We start from the raw sequence: 13,507 nt of genomic DNA on the forward strand, positions 1-13,507 counted from the left end.
CGCGCTCATCGTCGCTCCAGCTCTGCCGTAGCCGATCCTGCGGGTAGAGATAGCCGCGTCTGCGCCAGCCCGCGTCGTCATAAAAGCCGTTTGCCTCGATCCACGCATAAAGCGCCTCAAGTTCGCTTGGCACGCGCATGCCCTGCGGTAGCGCCTCGCGCAGCTGCGCTAACAATAAATTTTCCACTATCGCTCCTTTTTCTAAATTTGTCGTTCAAATTTTACTGCGTTTTGGCTAAATTTACGGATATTTTGTCTGATATTTGCGGCGTTTTGTACGCCCCGTTGCCGCAAGCGCAAATCAGGCTCTTAAAATTTGAACCTTTTGCTTGTGATGCACGAGTCGCGGAAATGAGTGTATTTTGACTACTGGAAATGCGTCAAATTTCACGATCTAATTTTCACTACTTTAAGGCCTCTTGGAAATTTTCTGTTTTAATTTATCGCGTTTATAATATGCTGGCGATACCGTCATCAAATTTGATTTTCACGTCGCTAAAATTTAAATTTGCAACTTTCGCCGCCACAAGCCCCGTGCGATCGGCTCCGTGATAGCAGTGCACGAGCACGGCGCCCTCCTTTTGGCGCTCGCGAATGGTGCGCAAGACGTCCGCGATCTGCGCGGGCTTTATCTCCCAGCTTTGAAGCGGCTTGTTCGCGAGCCAAAATTGATCTCCAAACGCCCTTTTGTCGCCGCCTCTGCTAAAATGACGCAGATTTACGATGCTTTTGATGCCAAGCTCGTGCAGCTTTGCGGCGTCGCTTCCGTCAAGCTGAGCGCTGCGAAATAGCCGCTCGTCCACGCGGTAGAAATTTTTAGCTTCGTCGATGAGGATTGCTTTTTGCGATGAGTTTGGATTTGTACCGCGCGCCGCAGTATCTGTGCTCTTAAATCGCGCGTGTTGAAATTTGGCGTCTTTTGCGTCCGCGAGATTTAGCTCCGCGCCGCTCGTTTTTCTAAAATTTATGGAATTCGCTTCTGTCGCAAGCTCTGCATTTACGCCGATTGCAAAGAAAAGCGCAGCTACTAACGCAAGGGTTTTAAATTTCAAATTTCATCCTTTAAATTTGGCTAAATTTTATGATTGTTGTAAAATTTGACACTCAGCGGTCAAAATACAAAATGGCAAGCGCGCCAAAAATTTAACGCAAAATTTGAGCGTCAAATCCGCCCAAATCGCCGCTAAATTTTGCCGCAAGCCCGCAAACTGCGCCGCAAAATCAAAATTTCGTTTCAAATTTCCCCGTTCCCACCCTCGGTATCGCTAGATCAGTACGCGGTAGTTACATTGCGTAGTTACATTGCCCCTGTAAATTTACTGAAAATAAATCGTAAAAGGGGTGCGCCCGTTTCCGCGAGCGCTACCATAAACCTGTTTCACAGGTGAGTTTCGTACTCGCCTCTTGCGATACTTACCCGAAATTTTATTTTTCGCGAAATCCTTTCAAATTTCGCCGCTAAATTTGACGCTTTAGTTGGTCAGCTCAGTCTGCCAGTTTGCGCCTTGCAGCGTCGTGTCAAGCTGTCTGATCTGCCTAGCTAGCTCATCTACTTGCTTTTGCAGCGCCGCGACGTCGACCGTGCTTAGGATTTTAATCTCGCTGCGCGAATAAACATCCACTTTTTGCGCAGAAGCTTGCGCGAAAGCCCGCAGCGCGCCCGCTTTTAGCGTAAGTACGTCGCGCTTGGCGATTAGCTCGGTTAGGCTCTTGCCGTCCGCTTTTGCGGTGCAGTTGGTTAAATTTATCCGAACTATCAGCTGCTCAAGCTCGCTCGTAAGCGCGTCTAGCTCGGCTAACAGCGCCTTTGGCTCCTCGCTAGGCTTCTCGCCCTCTTGCACCTTTGCGTTGTCCGCGAGCCTTGATTTTAGCTGCTCGATGCGTTTTTGTATGTCGGCGCGCAGTATCAGCGCCTCGGCTAGTTTCATTTTCGTCCTTTTTAAAATTTATTTGCCGCCGCCAAGCTGCCTATCCTGGCCGTAGTGCGGCGAATACGGGCCGTAAAGCAAGCATTTGTTGCAGTTCTGGCCCAGTAGTATCGCATCTGCGCTCGCAGAGAGCTTGTATCCCGCGTCAGAGACGGTATCGCCGATCTGCTTGATGACCGCGGAGATCAGCATGCCTACAAGATCGCTACTGCCTCTGCTTGAGTCGTCGCTGACCTGTGCCGAGCCCTCCCACAGCGTCGCGCCGCTTCGCAGATCCACGAGCTTGGCATTGACCGCCACGACGCTTACGCTATTTAGCAGCATATACGAAGTACCGTATTTGACGACATCCATGTATAGCACGGCGTCTGCGCCGAAAATCTGTCTTAGCTTGTGCGCAGAGACGTTTTGGATCTCGCTCGCCTCGTAAATTCCATTATTTTTGAAGGTCTCATGCACGAGCGCGGGCGAAAATACGTAATAGCCCGCCTCGCTTAGCGGATAGATCGCATGAGCGAGCACGGCGGGCCCTGCGTCCACTTCGGTAGTTTCGTTTGTCGGCATCAGCACCAAAATCGATCGCGGCTTAGCCTGCTGAAGCGCCGAGTAGTCATAAATTTCAGGCTCACTTAGAGCGCACGCATTAAAAAACAGCGCCACGAATACGCTAAAAATCGCTATTTGAGCTTTATTTTTCATTTTTTAGCCTTTTTATTCGTTTTGCCGCTCTGCTTCGCGGCAGCTTTGCCTTGCTTCGCAGAGACCGCTTTGGCGGCTTCGCGTCCGCTTGATCCTTGAGCTTTATCGGCGCCCGGCTTGGCCGCAGCCTCGGCTTTTTTAAGTGCGGCAGGGTTTGTAACGAAGGTCAAAAACGGCTTTGATTCAGGGAAAGACTGAGCTTCTTTTTCAAAGCTCTCTCTCGCCCTCGCGCCGTTACCCGCGCTTAGATACAAAAGCCCCAGATGCGAATAAAGCCCCGGCGGGACTTTGAGCCCCTTTTCGTATGCCTTTTGGATAGATTTTTCAAGCGCTTCGATCTGCTCGCCTACGTCGCCTTCCTGCTTCAGATACTGATAGGTCGAGTCCGTGTAGCTACCGTCCCAGTAATAAATTTGATTCCGGCTCCCGCCGCTGCAGCCGCAAAAGATCACGACCGCAGCAGCAAGAGCAAAAGCGCTGCTCGCTTTCAAATTTAATCCTTATCTTACTTTAAACGCGCCGTTTTCAAGGCCGTTTACAAGATTATTGACCGCTTCGATGATCGCTAGGCTTAGCACTTTGCCGTTTAGCGTCGAATCATAGCCCGCAGTGCCGCCGAAACCTAGCACTTCGCGGTTTGATAGCTCGTATTCGCCCGCGCCCTGAGTCGAAAAGACCACCTCGGAGGTTCTAACGTCAACGATGTTTAAATTTACTTTAGAATACGCAGTTTGGGTCTTTCCCTTGCCTAAAATTCCAAACAGCTGATGATCTCCGGTCGTCTTGCGGCCAAATTCAGTCACGTCGCCGGTGATAACGTATCTGGCGCCTTTTAAGTTTTGCGCGCTTTTGGAGATTGCGCTTTCTTCTTTGATGGCGCGCATATTCGTGCGATCAAGCACCGAGAAGCGTCCGGTTTGTTGTAAATTTGAAATAAGGATCGTCTGCGCTTGGTTGCCCAGTCTATCCTCGCCGTCCGAGAACACGCCGTTGTTGTAAGAGGACTGGTTGTTAAAGCGTCCTACCGACACGGCGATCCTCTCGCCCGAGTAATTGGTATTTAGACTCGCTACCGTAGGGGTTTGCACTACGCGAGAGCTTTCTTTCGCGCATCCGCTAAATAGCGCCAGCACCGAAGCCGCAATAACGGCAGCCGATATGGTTTTTTTGAAATTCATTCTTTACTCCTTGAAAAAATTTACGTATAATATCTCATTGTTTCTTAAAATTTTATGTATAAATTTAAGCGCATAAATTTATCAAAACGGGAGCGATGATGCTTAATATTTTACTAGTCGAAGACGACGAGGCTTTGAGCTCGGCGATAAGAGAAAAGCTGCTTGATGAGGGCTTTAGCGTGAGCTGCGCCTCCAATGGCAAGCAGGCAGCAGAGGCGCTGGATGAGGCGCATTTCGATCTGATCATCTCGGACGTGATGATGCCCAAGATGGACGGCTTTGAGCTTAGCAGATACGTTAGGCGCGACGGCAAGAGCCAGCCGATACTGATTATAACGGCAAAAAGCGAGATCGAGGATATGCAGACGGGCTTTAAAAGCGGCGCGGACGATTATATGAGCAAGCCGATAAATTTAAAAGAGCTCGTGCTGCGCGTGCATGCGCTGCTAAGGCGCGCAAAGATCGCAAACGAAAAGCGGCTTCTCATCGGCGGAAGCGAGCTTGACTACGATACGCTTAGCGTCCGCACCGAAGGCGAACGGATAAGCCTAGCGCCGAAGGAATTTCGTCTTTTGTTTTTGCTGCTAAGCTACGCGGGCAGAATTTTTACGAGGTTTGAGATAATGAGCGAAATTTGGGGTTACGAAACGGACAGCGACGAGCGCGTCGTCGATACGCACATCAAAAAGCTACGGGCGAAATTTGAAAACTCCAAGGACTTTGAGATAATCACCGTGCGCGGGCTCGGCTACAAAGCGGTAAAAAAGGAGCGAGCATGAAAAAATACCTCATCAGCCTCAAAAGCTTCATCGCGTTTTACTCTTCGCTCGCATTCGGCGTGATAAATTTCATCGTCTGCTTCGCGGTTTGCATGCTTTTTTACATAGGCATCGGCGGTAAGATCGGCGGGTTTTGGGACGGAGTGGCGCTGTGCGCGATCATCTGCCTAATCACGATGGCGCTAAATTTTACCCTGCTTTACTTCGGGCTTAAAATTTTATTCCGCCCGATCAAGCGGCTACTAGGCGCGATCACCGCGATCGCAAACGGCGATTTTGAGGCGCGCGCCGAGCGCAAGCTGCACGGACACCGCACTGATTACGTCTATATGCACGAGCTCGACGAGCTCGTAGTAAACGTCAATAAAATGGCGCAGAAGCTGCAAAAGCACGAGCAGCTGCAAAAGGAGTTCGTCTCAAACGTCTCACACGAGATGAAAACGCCGATCTCCTCGATCGCCGCGTTAAGCGAGATGATAGAGGGCGGCGTGAGCGAGGAGCGCGCGGTGCGATACGCAGCCTCCATCGGCGCGGAAGCAAACCGCCTAAGCAAGCTCTGCACCGACATGCTAAAGCTAACGAGACTTGATAGCGGCGCGGCGATCCGCCTAGATGAGACGGTACGTATCGACGAGCAGCTGCGGCAATGCATCATATCGCTGAGCCAAAGCTACGAAGGACACGAGTTTGAGCTAAATTTATCGCCGCTTAGCGTGCGATCAAACGCGGGGCTGCTAAATCAAATTTGGCGAAATTTAATCGAAAACGCGCTTAAGTACTCGCGCCCGAGCGGTAAAATTTTCATCCGTTGCCGCGCTTGCGATGGCTTTGCACAGGTGATCGTGAAAGACGAGGGCATCGGTATCGCGCGCGAGAAGCTGGATAAAATTTTTGACCGATTTTATCAGTGCGAAGAATCGCATAAGGAGCTCGGCAGCGGGCTTGGGCTTAGCATCGTACGCAGAGCGCTCGATATTTTAGGCGGACAGATCAAATACGAAAGCGAACCGGGCGTCGGAACCGAGGCGCGCGTTAAAATTCCACTTTAAATTTCAGATCAAGACGGCACGGATGAGCCGCGTCTTGCAATTCGTAGCTCGCCGTAAAATTTCGCCCACAGGCGCAAGCTACGCCGATGCAAGCTTTGGTGATACGGGCCCTGACAGCGCAATCCTGGCCGATGCAATCTTTGATGATGCAAGTTTTGACGACGTAAAAAAGCGCGGGCGTGTCGCGCGCCGCATTCACATAAAATTCTGCTTTAAATTTTATATCGATTTGCCGCGGACGCCTCGCGCGCCGCGACGAGGTCGGAATTCTGCTTTAAATTTACCGCGCGCTGCGACTTTGCCGCCCTTTACGACTTTGCCGCGCATTACGGCGGGCGGCAGGCTCGCTTAAATTTGCCGCGCTTTAACACAGGTAGCTGAATTTTGCCTGAAATCTACCGCTCACTCGCACTTTACGACAGGTAGCAAAATTTTTGCCGTAAATTTTAAAAGACACATTAAGAACACAATCACCTTATATAATCCCGCCCATAGATCGATCGGGCACGCCCCTAGCAGCCCGAGTCTGGCAAATAATAAAATTAAAAACAAAGGAGAAGCGATGAGTAAGGCCGTACTTCACTCAGTGTTAGCGATAGAAGCCATTTTATGGGGGCTTTTATCGGCTGTGATTATAGGTGCGTAAATTTTACGCTTTGAGCTAGGCGATCCGCCGAAATAATTTATAAAATTTACGAAATTTGCGCCCTACTTCGCATCTGCCGAAAAAGGGCGCACCTGCGCTAACGATTTAGACCAAAATTTAATCCACTCGCCGCGCGCGCAAACCTCACTACGTACAAATCCATACCGCAGCCGCACACAAACCTCTCTGTGCGCAAACACATCGCCGCGAATAAAGCAGCCGCGCAACTAAAAATCGAATAAAATTTTAAATACTACTAGCGGACGAACGAGCCTATTTCGCCCTATTTCGTCCGCGCCTTTTGCAATATGTGCTCGCTCGCAAAACAGCTTGCGATAGGAAAATGATTTGAACGGTGCGGATCTCAAAATACGCGACCTATTCCAAGTGCGCAAATTCACCACTTTTGCCGCTAAGCGATTTTTAAAAGCTCTCAAGCTAAAATTTATCCCGATTTAAGATCAAATTTAAACCAAACGGCGAAAATTTCACGAGAGACGCCGCAAATGGCGAAATCTCAAAGGAGCCTAACGTGAAAAGATTGATAGATTTCCTGAGACGCATTTATGCGGACCTGCTTGCAGGCAGGGCGCTACTACATCCGATCCTGCTTGCGGCTATATTTTTAGCGGCGAAATTCGGCGCGCTATATGCCATAGATGAAAAAATTTTAGGAAGCGGCTATGATTTGGGGATATTTGGAGAATTCGCTTATTACATATTTTTTGATTTTGTCGCAGGTGCCTATTTTATAGCTCTTTGCGCGCATATAATCTACGCTTCGCCTAAAGTCAAATCGCTTAAAATTTTACGTAAAATTTTACTCGCGGCAATCTTGGCGTCTTGCGCGCTGGGTTATTTTGCTTCGGACGTAAACTACCAAAAGCTAGGCGTCCTTGAAGCCTTTTTAATTGCCTCGCTAATTTGCATTTGCATCTATTTGGTCGCAACCGAAATATCAAATGACCACTCAAACGCGGTATTTTGGGGTTTTGCTTATGTTCTTAACTACATAGGTGCCTTATTTGTAATATTTCATGCGCAAGCCGCCGAAGTCGTAGCCGTCATTTTAATAATCCTTTGTCCGCTTACGTGGACGTTTTATTTCAAATACGAATTTCAAAAATCGCTCGCGAAAGACGCCACAAGCGACAATGAAATTTTAAATAGTGCAAGCAGCGATGAAATTTCAGAAAGCAAAGCGCGCGCGGAGAGTTAAATTTTAAAAATTTCACCACAAAGGGCTCAATTTATAAAATTTCGCCGGCGTCAAATTTTAAAATTTACCGCGCGACGCTTTTATCCGTATCCTCGATCACCGCCTCTACGAAACGGGCTGTATCAATTAGCCTAAAGCCCCATATTTTGGGATCTGCCGTGATTTTATTATAAAAATCTTCCAATTCTTTCGCGGGAGATAATTCGCCTAATTTAAACGGGGCAAATTTTACCTTTCTGATCTTTTTTAGATAAGGCAGCAGCTCCTTTAAATCCTTATGATTAAACCAGCGGTCCACTCTAAGAAACCCGCCGTTTTTAGAGCTCGCGATCTTGCTTTTTAAAAAATCATCCATGCCGGGCGGCTCTTTTTGCAGCACTCTGGTGCAGGCCAGATGATACTCGAGCTTTCTTTGACCTACCGCCGAGACAAAGCAAACGCCGTATCCCTGCTGCATCTGGATAGACAAAACGTCGCCCTCCTCAAAATACGGCGTTTTTTGCTTCGAAATTTTGGGCCGTTTAAGCGGTCTAGGGTTTTCGCTTTTTAGCTGAAGCGCCAATTTGTCAAGCGCTTTTTGGCGGCTCTTTTGAGATTTTTCAAAGACCTTATTCCACATCTGGCTTGCGCCGCCTTTTATGATAGCAAGGGCTTTTTCGCGGATCTCGTCGTTTAAAAAACCGATCTTCCAAAGCGAATACGCCAGGGCCGTCCAATAAATCTCGCTATAAAGCTCATCGGTGCAGAAATTCTCCGCCTGCGCCAAAACATCTTGCAGTATCGTTTCAACATCTTCGCCGTCCTTGTAACGCTCTGTGATAGTCAAGTAGATATCGTATCCGTCGTCGCTGTCGATAATTTTTACCCCGTCTATCGCCATTTTTTCTCCTTTATTTTGATCTTTTCTCTGCCGATTTCGCTGAGCCGAATTTTATTAAAATTTGAGCGCTTAAAAGATAAATCGCCATTGAAATTTCGCTTTAACGGCGGCAAGCTTTGCTTATAAATACAGCGCCGCCCAGTTTATAAAATTTAACTAGCTCAAAATTTGGATGAATTTTTAAAATTTCACTCGCAAGAGCGGCTATCTACCAAATTCAGGCTTTCAGACATTCTTAAATTTTAAGCTTTTCTCTTGGGGGTGGAAGGGGTTCTACTTGCGAAGCGTCGCCTTCCTTTTCTTCGGCACTGCCTCGCAACTGCAAGTAAACCAGCCCCTAAAAACACCACCATCCTCTCATCGCGCGCTGTATATTTTCAAAGTAAAATTTACGCTTGTAGCAGCGCTGCGCCAAGCTAGCACGTCTTTAAGTTTGACGAATTTATTTAAACAAACGCAGTAAAATCCGAGCGTAAAATTTAACGGAGTAAATTTTACTTTGCATCAAAGCGCGAATCTAGGAGCCAAAATGCCAAAAATCGTAATTTTTTTCAAATGCGTCTGCACAGATATTTTCGCGGGCAGGGTCTTGCTACATCCGATTTTACTTACGGCTGCGTTTTTAGTGGCTAGATCCGGCGCGTTTTGGCTGATAAATAACGCAATATTTGGCCTCGGTTACGACTGGGGTTTTCTGGGCCACGGCTTCTTTTTAATGTTTTACCACTTTATCATAAATGCGTATTTTTTAGTATTTTGCTCCTATATGCTATTTAGGGCTTCTTTTGCGCGCTGGCTCAAATTTATCTGGCTGGTGCTCGCTATTTTTATACTTATAGGCTGTATTTACGGCTATTTTGACGCTCATATAGACCGCCAAAAAGAAGGGGTATTCGTCGGCTTTTTTATCGCATCTTTAGTTGCGATTTGCGCTTATGTTCTAGTAATAACGATTGAGTTAAAAAGTTTCCTACCGATCGCATACACGGTCGTTTATCTGATTAGTTTTTCCGCCTCGATATGGATAGTTTTTAATACGCAAGGAAATTACACTACAATGGTTTTAAATATCCTTTGCCCGCTTGCGTGGACGTTTTATTTTAAATACAAATTTAAAGGAGCACTTGCTAAAAACGCCGAAAACGAGAGTAAAATTTAAAGTAGAAAGTCGGACAAATTTGGAGATTTAGCGAGTTAAATTTTCACTTCGTCTGCAAATCCGTCAAATTCAGGATAAAATTTTACTACCCAAATTTTAGCTGTGATCAAAATACGCAAGCAAAAAAGCTATTTTGCGTTAAAGTCCTCAAATTTAGTCGGTAAATTTCGCTCCAAAGGGCGGTTTTAAACGCCGATGTTTGACTAAATTTAGAAATCTTAAAAACTAGCCAAAAGATCCGAAACCCAAAATCCAAGCCGTGCCAAAAGTCCTAAGTCTAAAAATTTATCTATCGTTATACAAAGTATCATGACGATAAGTGCGATCATCCAGCGCTTTTGAGCTTTTTTGCCGATCTTGTGCGAGGTTTTGACGCCCGCGTAAACGCCTGCTAGCGAGCCAATACCGAGCAACGCGCCGATTTCGTAGTACACGAGTCCGTGCGCGGAAAGACTCAGAAAGCCCGCACTTGAGGAAAATATCACGAAAAATAGCCCCGTGCTGACGGCCTTTTTGATGTCGTAGTTTAAAAAGCTGATCAAAATAGGCATCACGAATACCGCGCCGCCGATACCCACGCTGATCGCTACGGCGCCTACCGCAAGCCCCACGATAAAGAGCAAAATTTTTGATTCGTTGGGCTCGCCAGTGGGCTCGGTCGGGGTTTTGAATAGTTTGATTAAATTTATAATCTGCACCAAAATGAGCGTGCCAAGTAGAAATTTTGAGGAGAAATAGCTTACGATAAAGCCGCTACTAAGCGCGCCGCAAAAGCCTCCGAGCCCCAGCACCAGTGCGGGCGCGACGTCGAGCATTTTGCTTTTAAAATTTACGAACGAGCCAAAAATCGAGCTGAAGATCATCTGCATGATGCTGATGCCGATGGCGTACTTGACGTCGTAGCCGAAGAGCATCATCACGGGCACTACGACCGTGCCGCCGCCGATGCCGAAAAACCCGCTGATAAAGCCTACGCAGGCGCCGATTAAAATGTATTCAAAAAACATCCGTATTCCTTATTTCAGCCCATTTGGTCTCTCTAAATTCCGCTTTTTGCGGCTTGTAATTAAATTTTACTGTTTTGCGAGTCTTTAAATTTAAGCGCAAAATTTAGTAAATTTAAAGCTTATAGTCGTTTTGCTCCGCGCATCCATTCGCGGTAGCGCTCGCGCGAAATTTTTACGTTTTCATATCGCAAGGCGTCCGCGCGAAAGCATTTTAGGCTCAGTTCATTACCCTCAAAGCCCGCAAAATCAGCCTGCTCGTAGATGTCGTAACCGCCCCGTATGCAGTCTAAAACGTCTACATATCTCTGCTCTTCGCTCATCGGCTCGGCAAAACTCACCAAATGCACGCCGTTTGGAGCCGCCCAGTAGCAGCCGTCCACCGCCAGCGCGTCCCAACCCCGCAGATAGTGCACGCCGTCCCAAACGAAGCTCTCCTTGCCGTCTAGCCAGGCGTCCGGCACGAAGCGCATGATCTGCGCTGAGGCTAGATCAAGCACACTGTAGCCGTATAGATCCTGGCGAAAAACGAGGTAAAATTTGCCGTCTGCGCGGCGGATCAGGCTAAAAAATTCCGCCCGATCGTCTATACAGCGCCAAGTTTTTATCGCGCGGCTTTTGAGATGGGCTACGCAGCTGCCATTTCCGTCGTCTATGCGGTGTAAGCTTTTTGTCTGCGGCGCGCCAAACAGCGTGTATTTGCCGCCGCCAAAGCTTGCCGTGCTGGGCCCATATGCGTCTTTTACGATCTCATATCCGCCGCTTAAATTTATCGTTTGGCACCGGGTAAAATTTCGCCCCTCGAAAAGAGTTTCCGCCTGTTTGATGCGCGCTTGGTACTGCGCGGAATTTACGGCGTTTGTCATCGTGCACTCCTTAAAATTTTATGAAGACGGGTTAAATTTTGCGCTGCCGCCAACGGCTCTCGCTTCTTGAATTTCATGCGAACCGAATAAATTTAGCCTCGCTAGTCGGCAAAATTTGAATGTTGGCGGCAGAGCTCAAGCATTGGCGGCGACCTACAACTATTAAGTGCAATCCGTGAGCGCTATGCACCCGCGCCTAAATTTTAAATCTTGCTTTGCGAATTTTTTAAAATTTACCCGCAGTTTCAGCATCCTGCGGATATCTTGCAATACCGCACCGCTTCCAAACGCTACGCATGGGAGGCTTAAAATTTTACTAGCATTTAAAATTTCGAGGCATTTAAATTCCACTATATTTAAAATTCTACGATATTTAAAATTCCGCGACGTTTTAAAATTCCACGAAAATCCGAAATTCCGCGAGTATTTGAAATTTCACAACCTTTAAAATTCCACTAGCACTTTAAATTTTATCCGACGCGAGCAGACAAACCACCCGGACGGACAGACTACTCAAATTTGCTCGCCTGCGCTGTGCCGCTAGCGATTACTCAAATTTACTCTCCCCTGCAGCGCCGCTAGCGTATAAATTTAAAATTTTACTCGCCCAAAACTGCGAATATTACTCGGATTTATCTCCCTCCTTGGCGCCCGAAATTTTATCCAGCACCTTTTTGCCGACCTCGCTTTGATTTAGCGCTTCGAGCATCGCGGCTAGCTGCGTGCCGCCCTTAGCGCTTAAAATTTCACCGAATTTACTCATCCCCTCACCCACGCTGCCTTCGTTTGCGATGATCTTAAGATCCGCCGCGCTTAGCGCCTTGGCCTGCTCTAGGCCGATGTCGCGGTTCGCTTCGATCTGTTTGATCGAAATGAGATAGGTCTGGTATCCCTGATTTTCGCCGATCTCGCGCGCCAGCTCGATCTGTGCATTTACGGGCGCGAGCTCTTTTAGCCTAAGCGCCTCGGCCTCTGCAGAACCTATCTTTAGCGTACCCTGCGCCTCCTTATCTTTCATCTCCAAAAGCGCCGCGGCGGCGAGAAACTGCTTCTCTTTATCGCCCTGCGCTACTAAAATTTGATTTTCTTTGATCGCTTCGGCGTCGCGGATTTTGGCGTTTTTGCGCGCTTCGGCGTCGATCTCGATCTTGCGCTGCTCCTGCTCGGCTTTTACGATCTCCACTTGCTTTTTGATCTCGGCCTGCTTGACGTCGTTTACCCGCACGACCTCCATCGCCTTTTCCTGCGTGATCTTTTGCTGATCCTTGATGAGCTGCTCGGCCTGCTCCTTTGAGATCGCGACTTCGCGCTCGTTTTCGACGGTTTTAAGGCCTACCATCTTATTGGCCTCCTGCTGGCGTACTTCGGTTGCCTGCGCGGCTTCGATCTCCGCGATCTGGGCGAGTTTGGTGTTGTTTGCGACCTCGACGCGGCTTTCCTTTTCGATCTGGGATTTTTTCTTCTCCATGATGTTTAAGATGACCTTGCTGCCGCTGCTATCGCGGATATCCATCAACTCGATGTTTTTAACGGGCTCGATACCCCAATTTTGCAGCTGCGTCTTTACCGCCTTGGTAAAATCATCTCCGAGCTCGGAGCGGATCTGCAAGATGTCCTCAAGCACGCGGCTCGAAAGGATCGAGCGGATCGAGCCTTGAATGATATTCCTAAGCTGATTGTTAAGATCCTCAAAATTATTGACGCGTTGCGCGGCTAAATTTGAATCCATAATCCTAAAAAACGCCGTGATATCTACGACGAAAGGAAGCCTGCCTAGATCATACGCCTCGTAATCCTCGATCTTGATGCTAAAGACCGAGACCGGCAAAACGATCTTCGTAACGCCCAGCGCCGGCACCCAGCTCGGGAATTCGTAGTAGCTGTTGCCGTTACCGGTATCTTTGCCGTAGCTCGTCGTCTTACGCGCGCTCTGGACGATATGCACTTCGTTCGTCTCCACTATGCGCCTGAAAAACAGAGGCACGATGATAAAAAGCGCGATTAAAACCCCGGCGGCGGCGCCTATCAAATATAAAATTTCACCCATTTTCTCTCCTTTAAAAATGCTAAATTTAAAATGGATTATATAAAAATTTACTT

The 13,507-nt window shown here is 47.8% G+C and carries 15 protein-coding genes and 1 pseudogene; 5 read left to right on the forward strand and 11 right to left on the reverse strand.

What is annotated here, in order from left to right; all coding sequences use genetic code 11:
* The 6 genes and pseudogenes from Q0224_RS10790 to Q0224_RS10815 all read right to left on the reverse strand — a co-directional run.
* Positions 1-187 (reverse strand): annotated as a pseudogene (locus Q0224_RS10790) (SMI1/KNR4 family protein); the annotation flags it as partial.
* 262 nt (positions 188-449) lie between these two features.
* A complete protein-coding gene (locus Q0224_RS10795; RefSeq protein ID WP_297951233.1) occupies positions 450-1,052 on the reverse strand; it encodes a tyrosine-protein phosphatase in 603 nt (200 codons plus the stop codon).
* A gap of 420 nt (positions 1,053-1,472) precedes the next feature.
* Positions 1,473-1,928, reverse strand: a complete 456-nt coding sequence (locus Q0224_RS10800) for a DIP1984 family protein (RefSeq protein ID WP_297951235.1) — start codon at positions 1,926-1,928, stop codon at positions 1,473-1,475.
* Positions 1,929-1,946: 18 nt separating this feature from the next.
* Positions 1,947-2,627, reverse strand: coding sequence for a DUF799 domain-containing protein (locus Q0224_RS10805; RefSeq protein ID WP_297951237.1), 681 nt, complete (start codon positions 2,625-2,627; stop codon positions 1,947-1,949).
* The gene (locus Q0224_RS10810; RefSeq protein WP_297951239.1) at positions 2,624-3,118 is read right to left on the reverse strand and encodes a DUF4810 domain-containing protein; all 495 of its coding nucleotides are present in this window, start codon (positions 3,116-3,118) and stop codon (positions 2,624-2,626) included. Before Q0224_RS10810 ends, Q0224_RS10805 begins: the two co-directional genes overlap by 4 nt.
* Positions 3,119-3,127: 9 nt before the next feature.
* Complete coding sequence (locus Q0224_RS10815) at positions 3,128-3,805, reverse strand: CsgG/HfaB family protein (protein ID WP_297951240.1); 678 nt, start codon at positions 3,803-3,805, stop codon at positions 3,128-3,130.
* 98 nt (positions 3,806-3,903) lie between these two features.
* Between Q0224_RS10815 and Q0224_RS10820 the strand changes: the two genes are divergently transcribed.
* Positions 3,904-4,584 (forward strand): response regulator transcription factor, encoded by a 681-nt coding sequence (locus Q0224_RS10820; RefSeq protein WP_297951241.1) that lies wholly within the window; start codon positions 3,904-3,906, stop codon positions 4,582-4,584.
* Positions 4,581-5,633 (forward strand): HAMP domain-containing sensor histidine kinase, encoded by a 1,053-nt coding sequence (locus Q0224_RS10825; RefSeq protein WP_297951244.1) that lies wholly within the window; start codon positions 4,581-4,583, stop codon positions 5,631-5,633. Before Q0224_RS10820 ends, Q0224_RS10825 begins: the two co-directional genes overlap by 4 nt.
* On the opposite strand, the gene Q0224_RS10830 is transcribed toward Q0224_RS10825, so the two are convergent.
* On the reverse strand, positions 5,617-5,832 hold the full coding sequence (locus tag Q0224_RS10830; protein WP_297951246.1) for a hypothetical protein: 216 nt from the start codon (positions 5,830-5,832) through the stop codon (positions 5,617-5,619). The genes Q0224_RS10825 and Q0224_RS10830 overlap by 17 nt on opposite strands.
* A 979-nt stretch (positions 5,833-6,811) precedes the next feature.
* Between Q0224_RS10830 and Q0224_RS10835 the strand changes: the two genes are divergently transcribed.
* Positions 6,812-7,498, forward strand: coding sequence for a hypothetical protein (locus tag Q0224_RS10835; protein WP_297951248.1), 687 nt, complete (start codon positions 6,812-6,814; stop codon positions 7,496-7,498).
* A gap of 64 nt (positions 7,499-7,562) precedes the next feature.
* Here the strand turns inward: Q0224_RS10835 and Q0224_RS10840 are convergent, their stop codons facing one another.
* On the reverse strand, positions 7,563-8,378 hold the full coding sequence (locus tag Q0224_RS10840) for a hypothetical protein (RefSeq protein WP_297951250.1): 816 nt from the start codon (positions 8,376-8,378) through the stop codon (positions 7,563-7,565).
* 529 nt (positions 8,379-8,907) lie between these two features.
* Here Q0224_RS10840 and Q0224_RS10845 point away from each other — a divergent pair.
* Positions 8,908-9,537 (forward strand): hypothetical protein, encoded by a 630-nt coding sequence (locus tag Q0224_RS10845; RefSeq protein ID WP_297951252.1) that lies wholly within the window; start codon positions 8,908-8,910, stop codon positions 9,535-9,537.
* A gap of 218 nt (positions 9,538-9,755) precedes the next feature.
* Here Q0224_RS10845 and Q0224_RS10850 read toward each other — a convergent pair whose 3' ends face one another.
* Both Q0224_RS10850 and Q0224_RS10855 read right to left on the reverse strand, forming a co-directional pair.
* The gene (locus Q0224_RS10850; RefSeq protein ID WP_297951254.1) at positions 9,756-10,544 is read right to left on the reverse strand and encodes a sulfite exporter TauE/SafE family protein; all 789 of its coding nucleotides are present in this window, start codon (positions 10,542-10,544) and stop codon (positions 9,756-9,758) included.
* Positions 10,545-10,663: 119 nt separating this feature from the next.
* Positions 10,664-11,407: a hypothetical protein gene (locus Q0224_RS10855; RefSeq protein ID WP_297951256.1), complete on the reverse strand. Its 744-nt coding sequence runs from the start codon at positions 11,405-11,407 to the stop codon at positions 10,664-10,666.
* 175 nt (positions 11,408-11,582) lie between these two features.
* Between Q0224_RS10855 and Q0224_RS10860 the strand changes: the two genes are divergently transcribed.
* Positions 11,583-11,855, forward strand: a complete 273-nt coding sequence (locus Q0224_RS10860; RefSeq protein ID WP_297951258.1) for a hypothetical protein — start codon at positions 11,583-11,585, stop codon at positions 11,853-11,855.
* Between the two features lie 174 nt (positions 11,856-12,029).
* Here the strand turns inward: Q0224_RS10860 and Q0224_RS10865 are convergent, their stop codons facing one another.
* Positions 12,030-13,454, reverse strand: a complete 1,425-nt coding sequence (locus Q0224_RS10865; RefSeq protein WP_297951260.1) for an SPFH domain-containing protein — start codon at positions 13,452-13,454, stop codon at positions 12,030-12,032.
* Between the last annotated feature and the right edge of the window lie 53 nt (positions 13,455-13,507).

It is taken from the genome of uncultured Campylobacter sp., from assembly GCF_938002845.1.
In the GTDB taxonomy this organism is placed as follows: Bacteria; Campylobacterota; Campylobacteria; order Campylobacterales; family Campylobacteraceae; genus Campylobacter_B.

Bases quoted from the DNA above. Each gene is read 5' to 3' on its own strand.
- Q0224_RS10800 (WP_297951235.1), bottom strand. From the start codon at position 1,928: ATGAAACTAGCCGAGGCGCTGATACTGCGCGCCGACATACAAAAACGC.
- Q0224_RS10805 (WP_297951237.1), bottom strand. From the start codon at position 2,627: ATGAAAAATAAAGCTCAAATAGCGATTTTTAGCGTATTCGTGGCGCTG.
- Q0224_RS10815 (WP_297951240.1), bottom strand. From the start codon at position 3,805: ATGAATTTCAAAAAAACCATATCGGCTGCCGTTATTGCGGCTTCGGTG.
- Q0224_RS10820 (WP_297951241.1), top strand. From the start codon at position 3,904: ATGCTTAATATTTTACTAGTCGAAGACGACGAGGCTTTGAGCTCGGCG.
- Q0224_RS10825 (WP_297951244.1), top strand. From the start codon at position 4,581: ATGAAAAAATACCTCATCAGCCTCAAAAGCTTCATCGCGTTTTACTCT.
- Q0224_RS10840 (WP_297951250.1), bottom strand. From the start codon at position 8,378: ATGGCGATAGACGGGGTAAAAATTATCGACAGCGACGACGGATACGAT.
- Q0224_RS10845 (WP_297951252.1), top strand. From the start codon at position 8,908: ATGCCAAAAATCGTAATTTTTTTCAAATGCGTCTGCACAGATATTTTC.
- Q0224_RS10850 (WP_297951254.1), bottom strand. From the start codon at position 10,544: ATGTTTTTTGAATACATTTTAATCGGCGCCTGCGTAGGCTTTATCAGC.
- Q0224_RS10855 (WP_297951256.1), bottom strand. From the start codon at position 11,407: ATGACAAACGCCGTAAATTCCGCGCAGTACCAAGCGCGCATCAAACAG.
- Q0224_RS10865 (WP_297951260.1), bottom strand. From the start codon at position 13,454: ATGGGTGAAATTTTATATTTGATAGGCGCCGCCGCCGGGGTTTTAATC.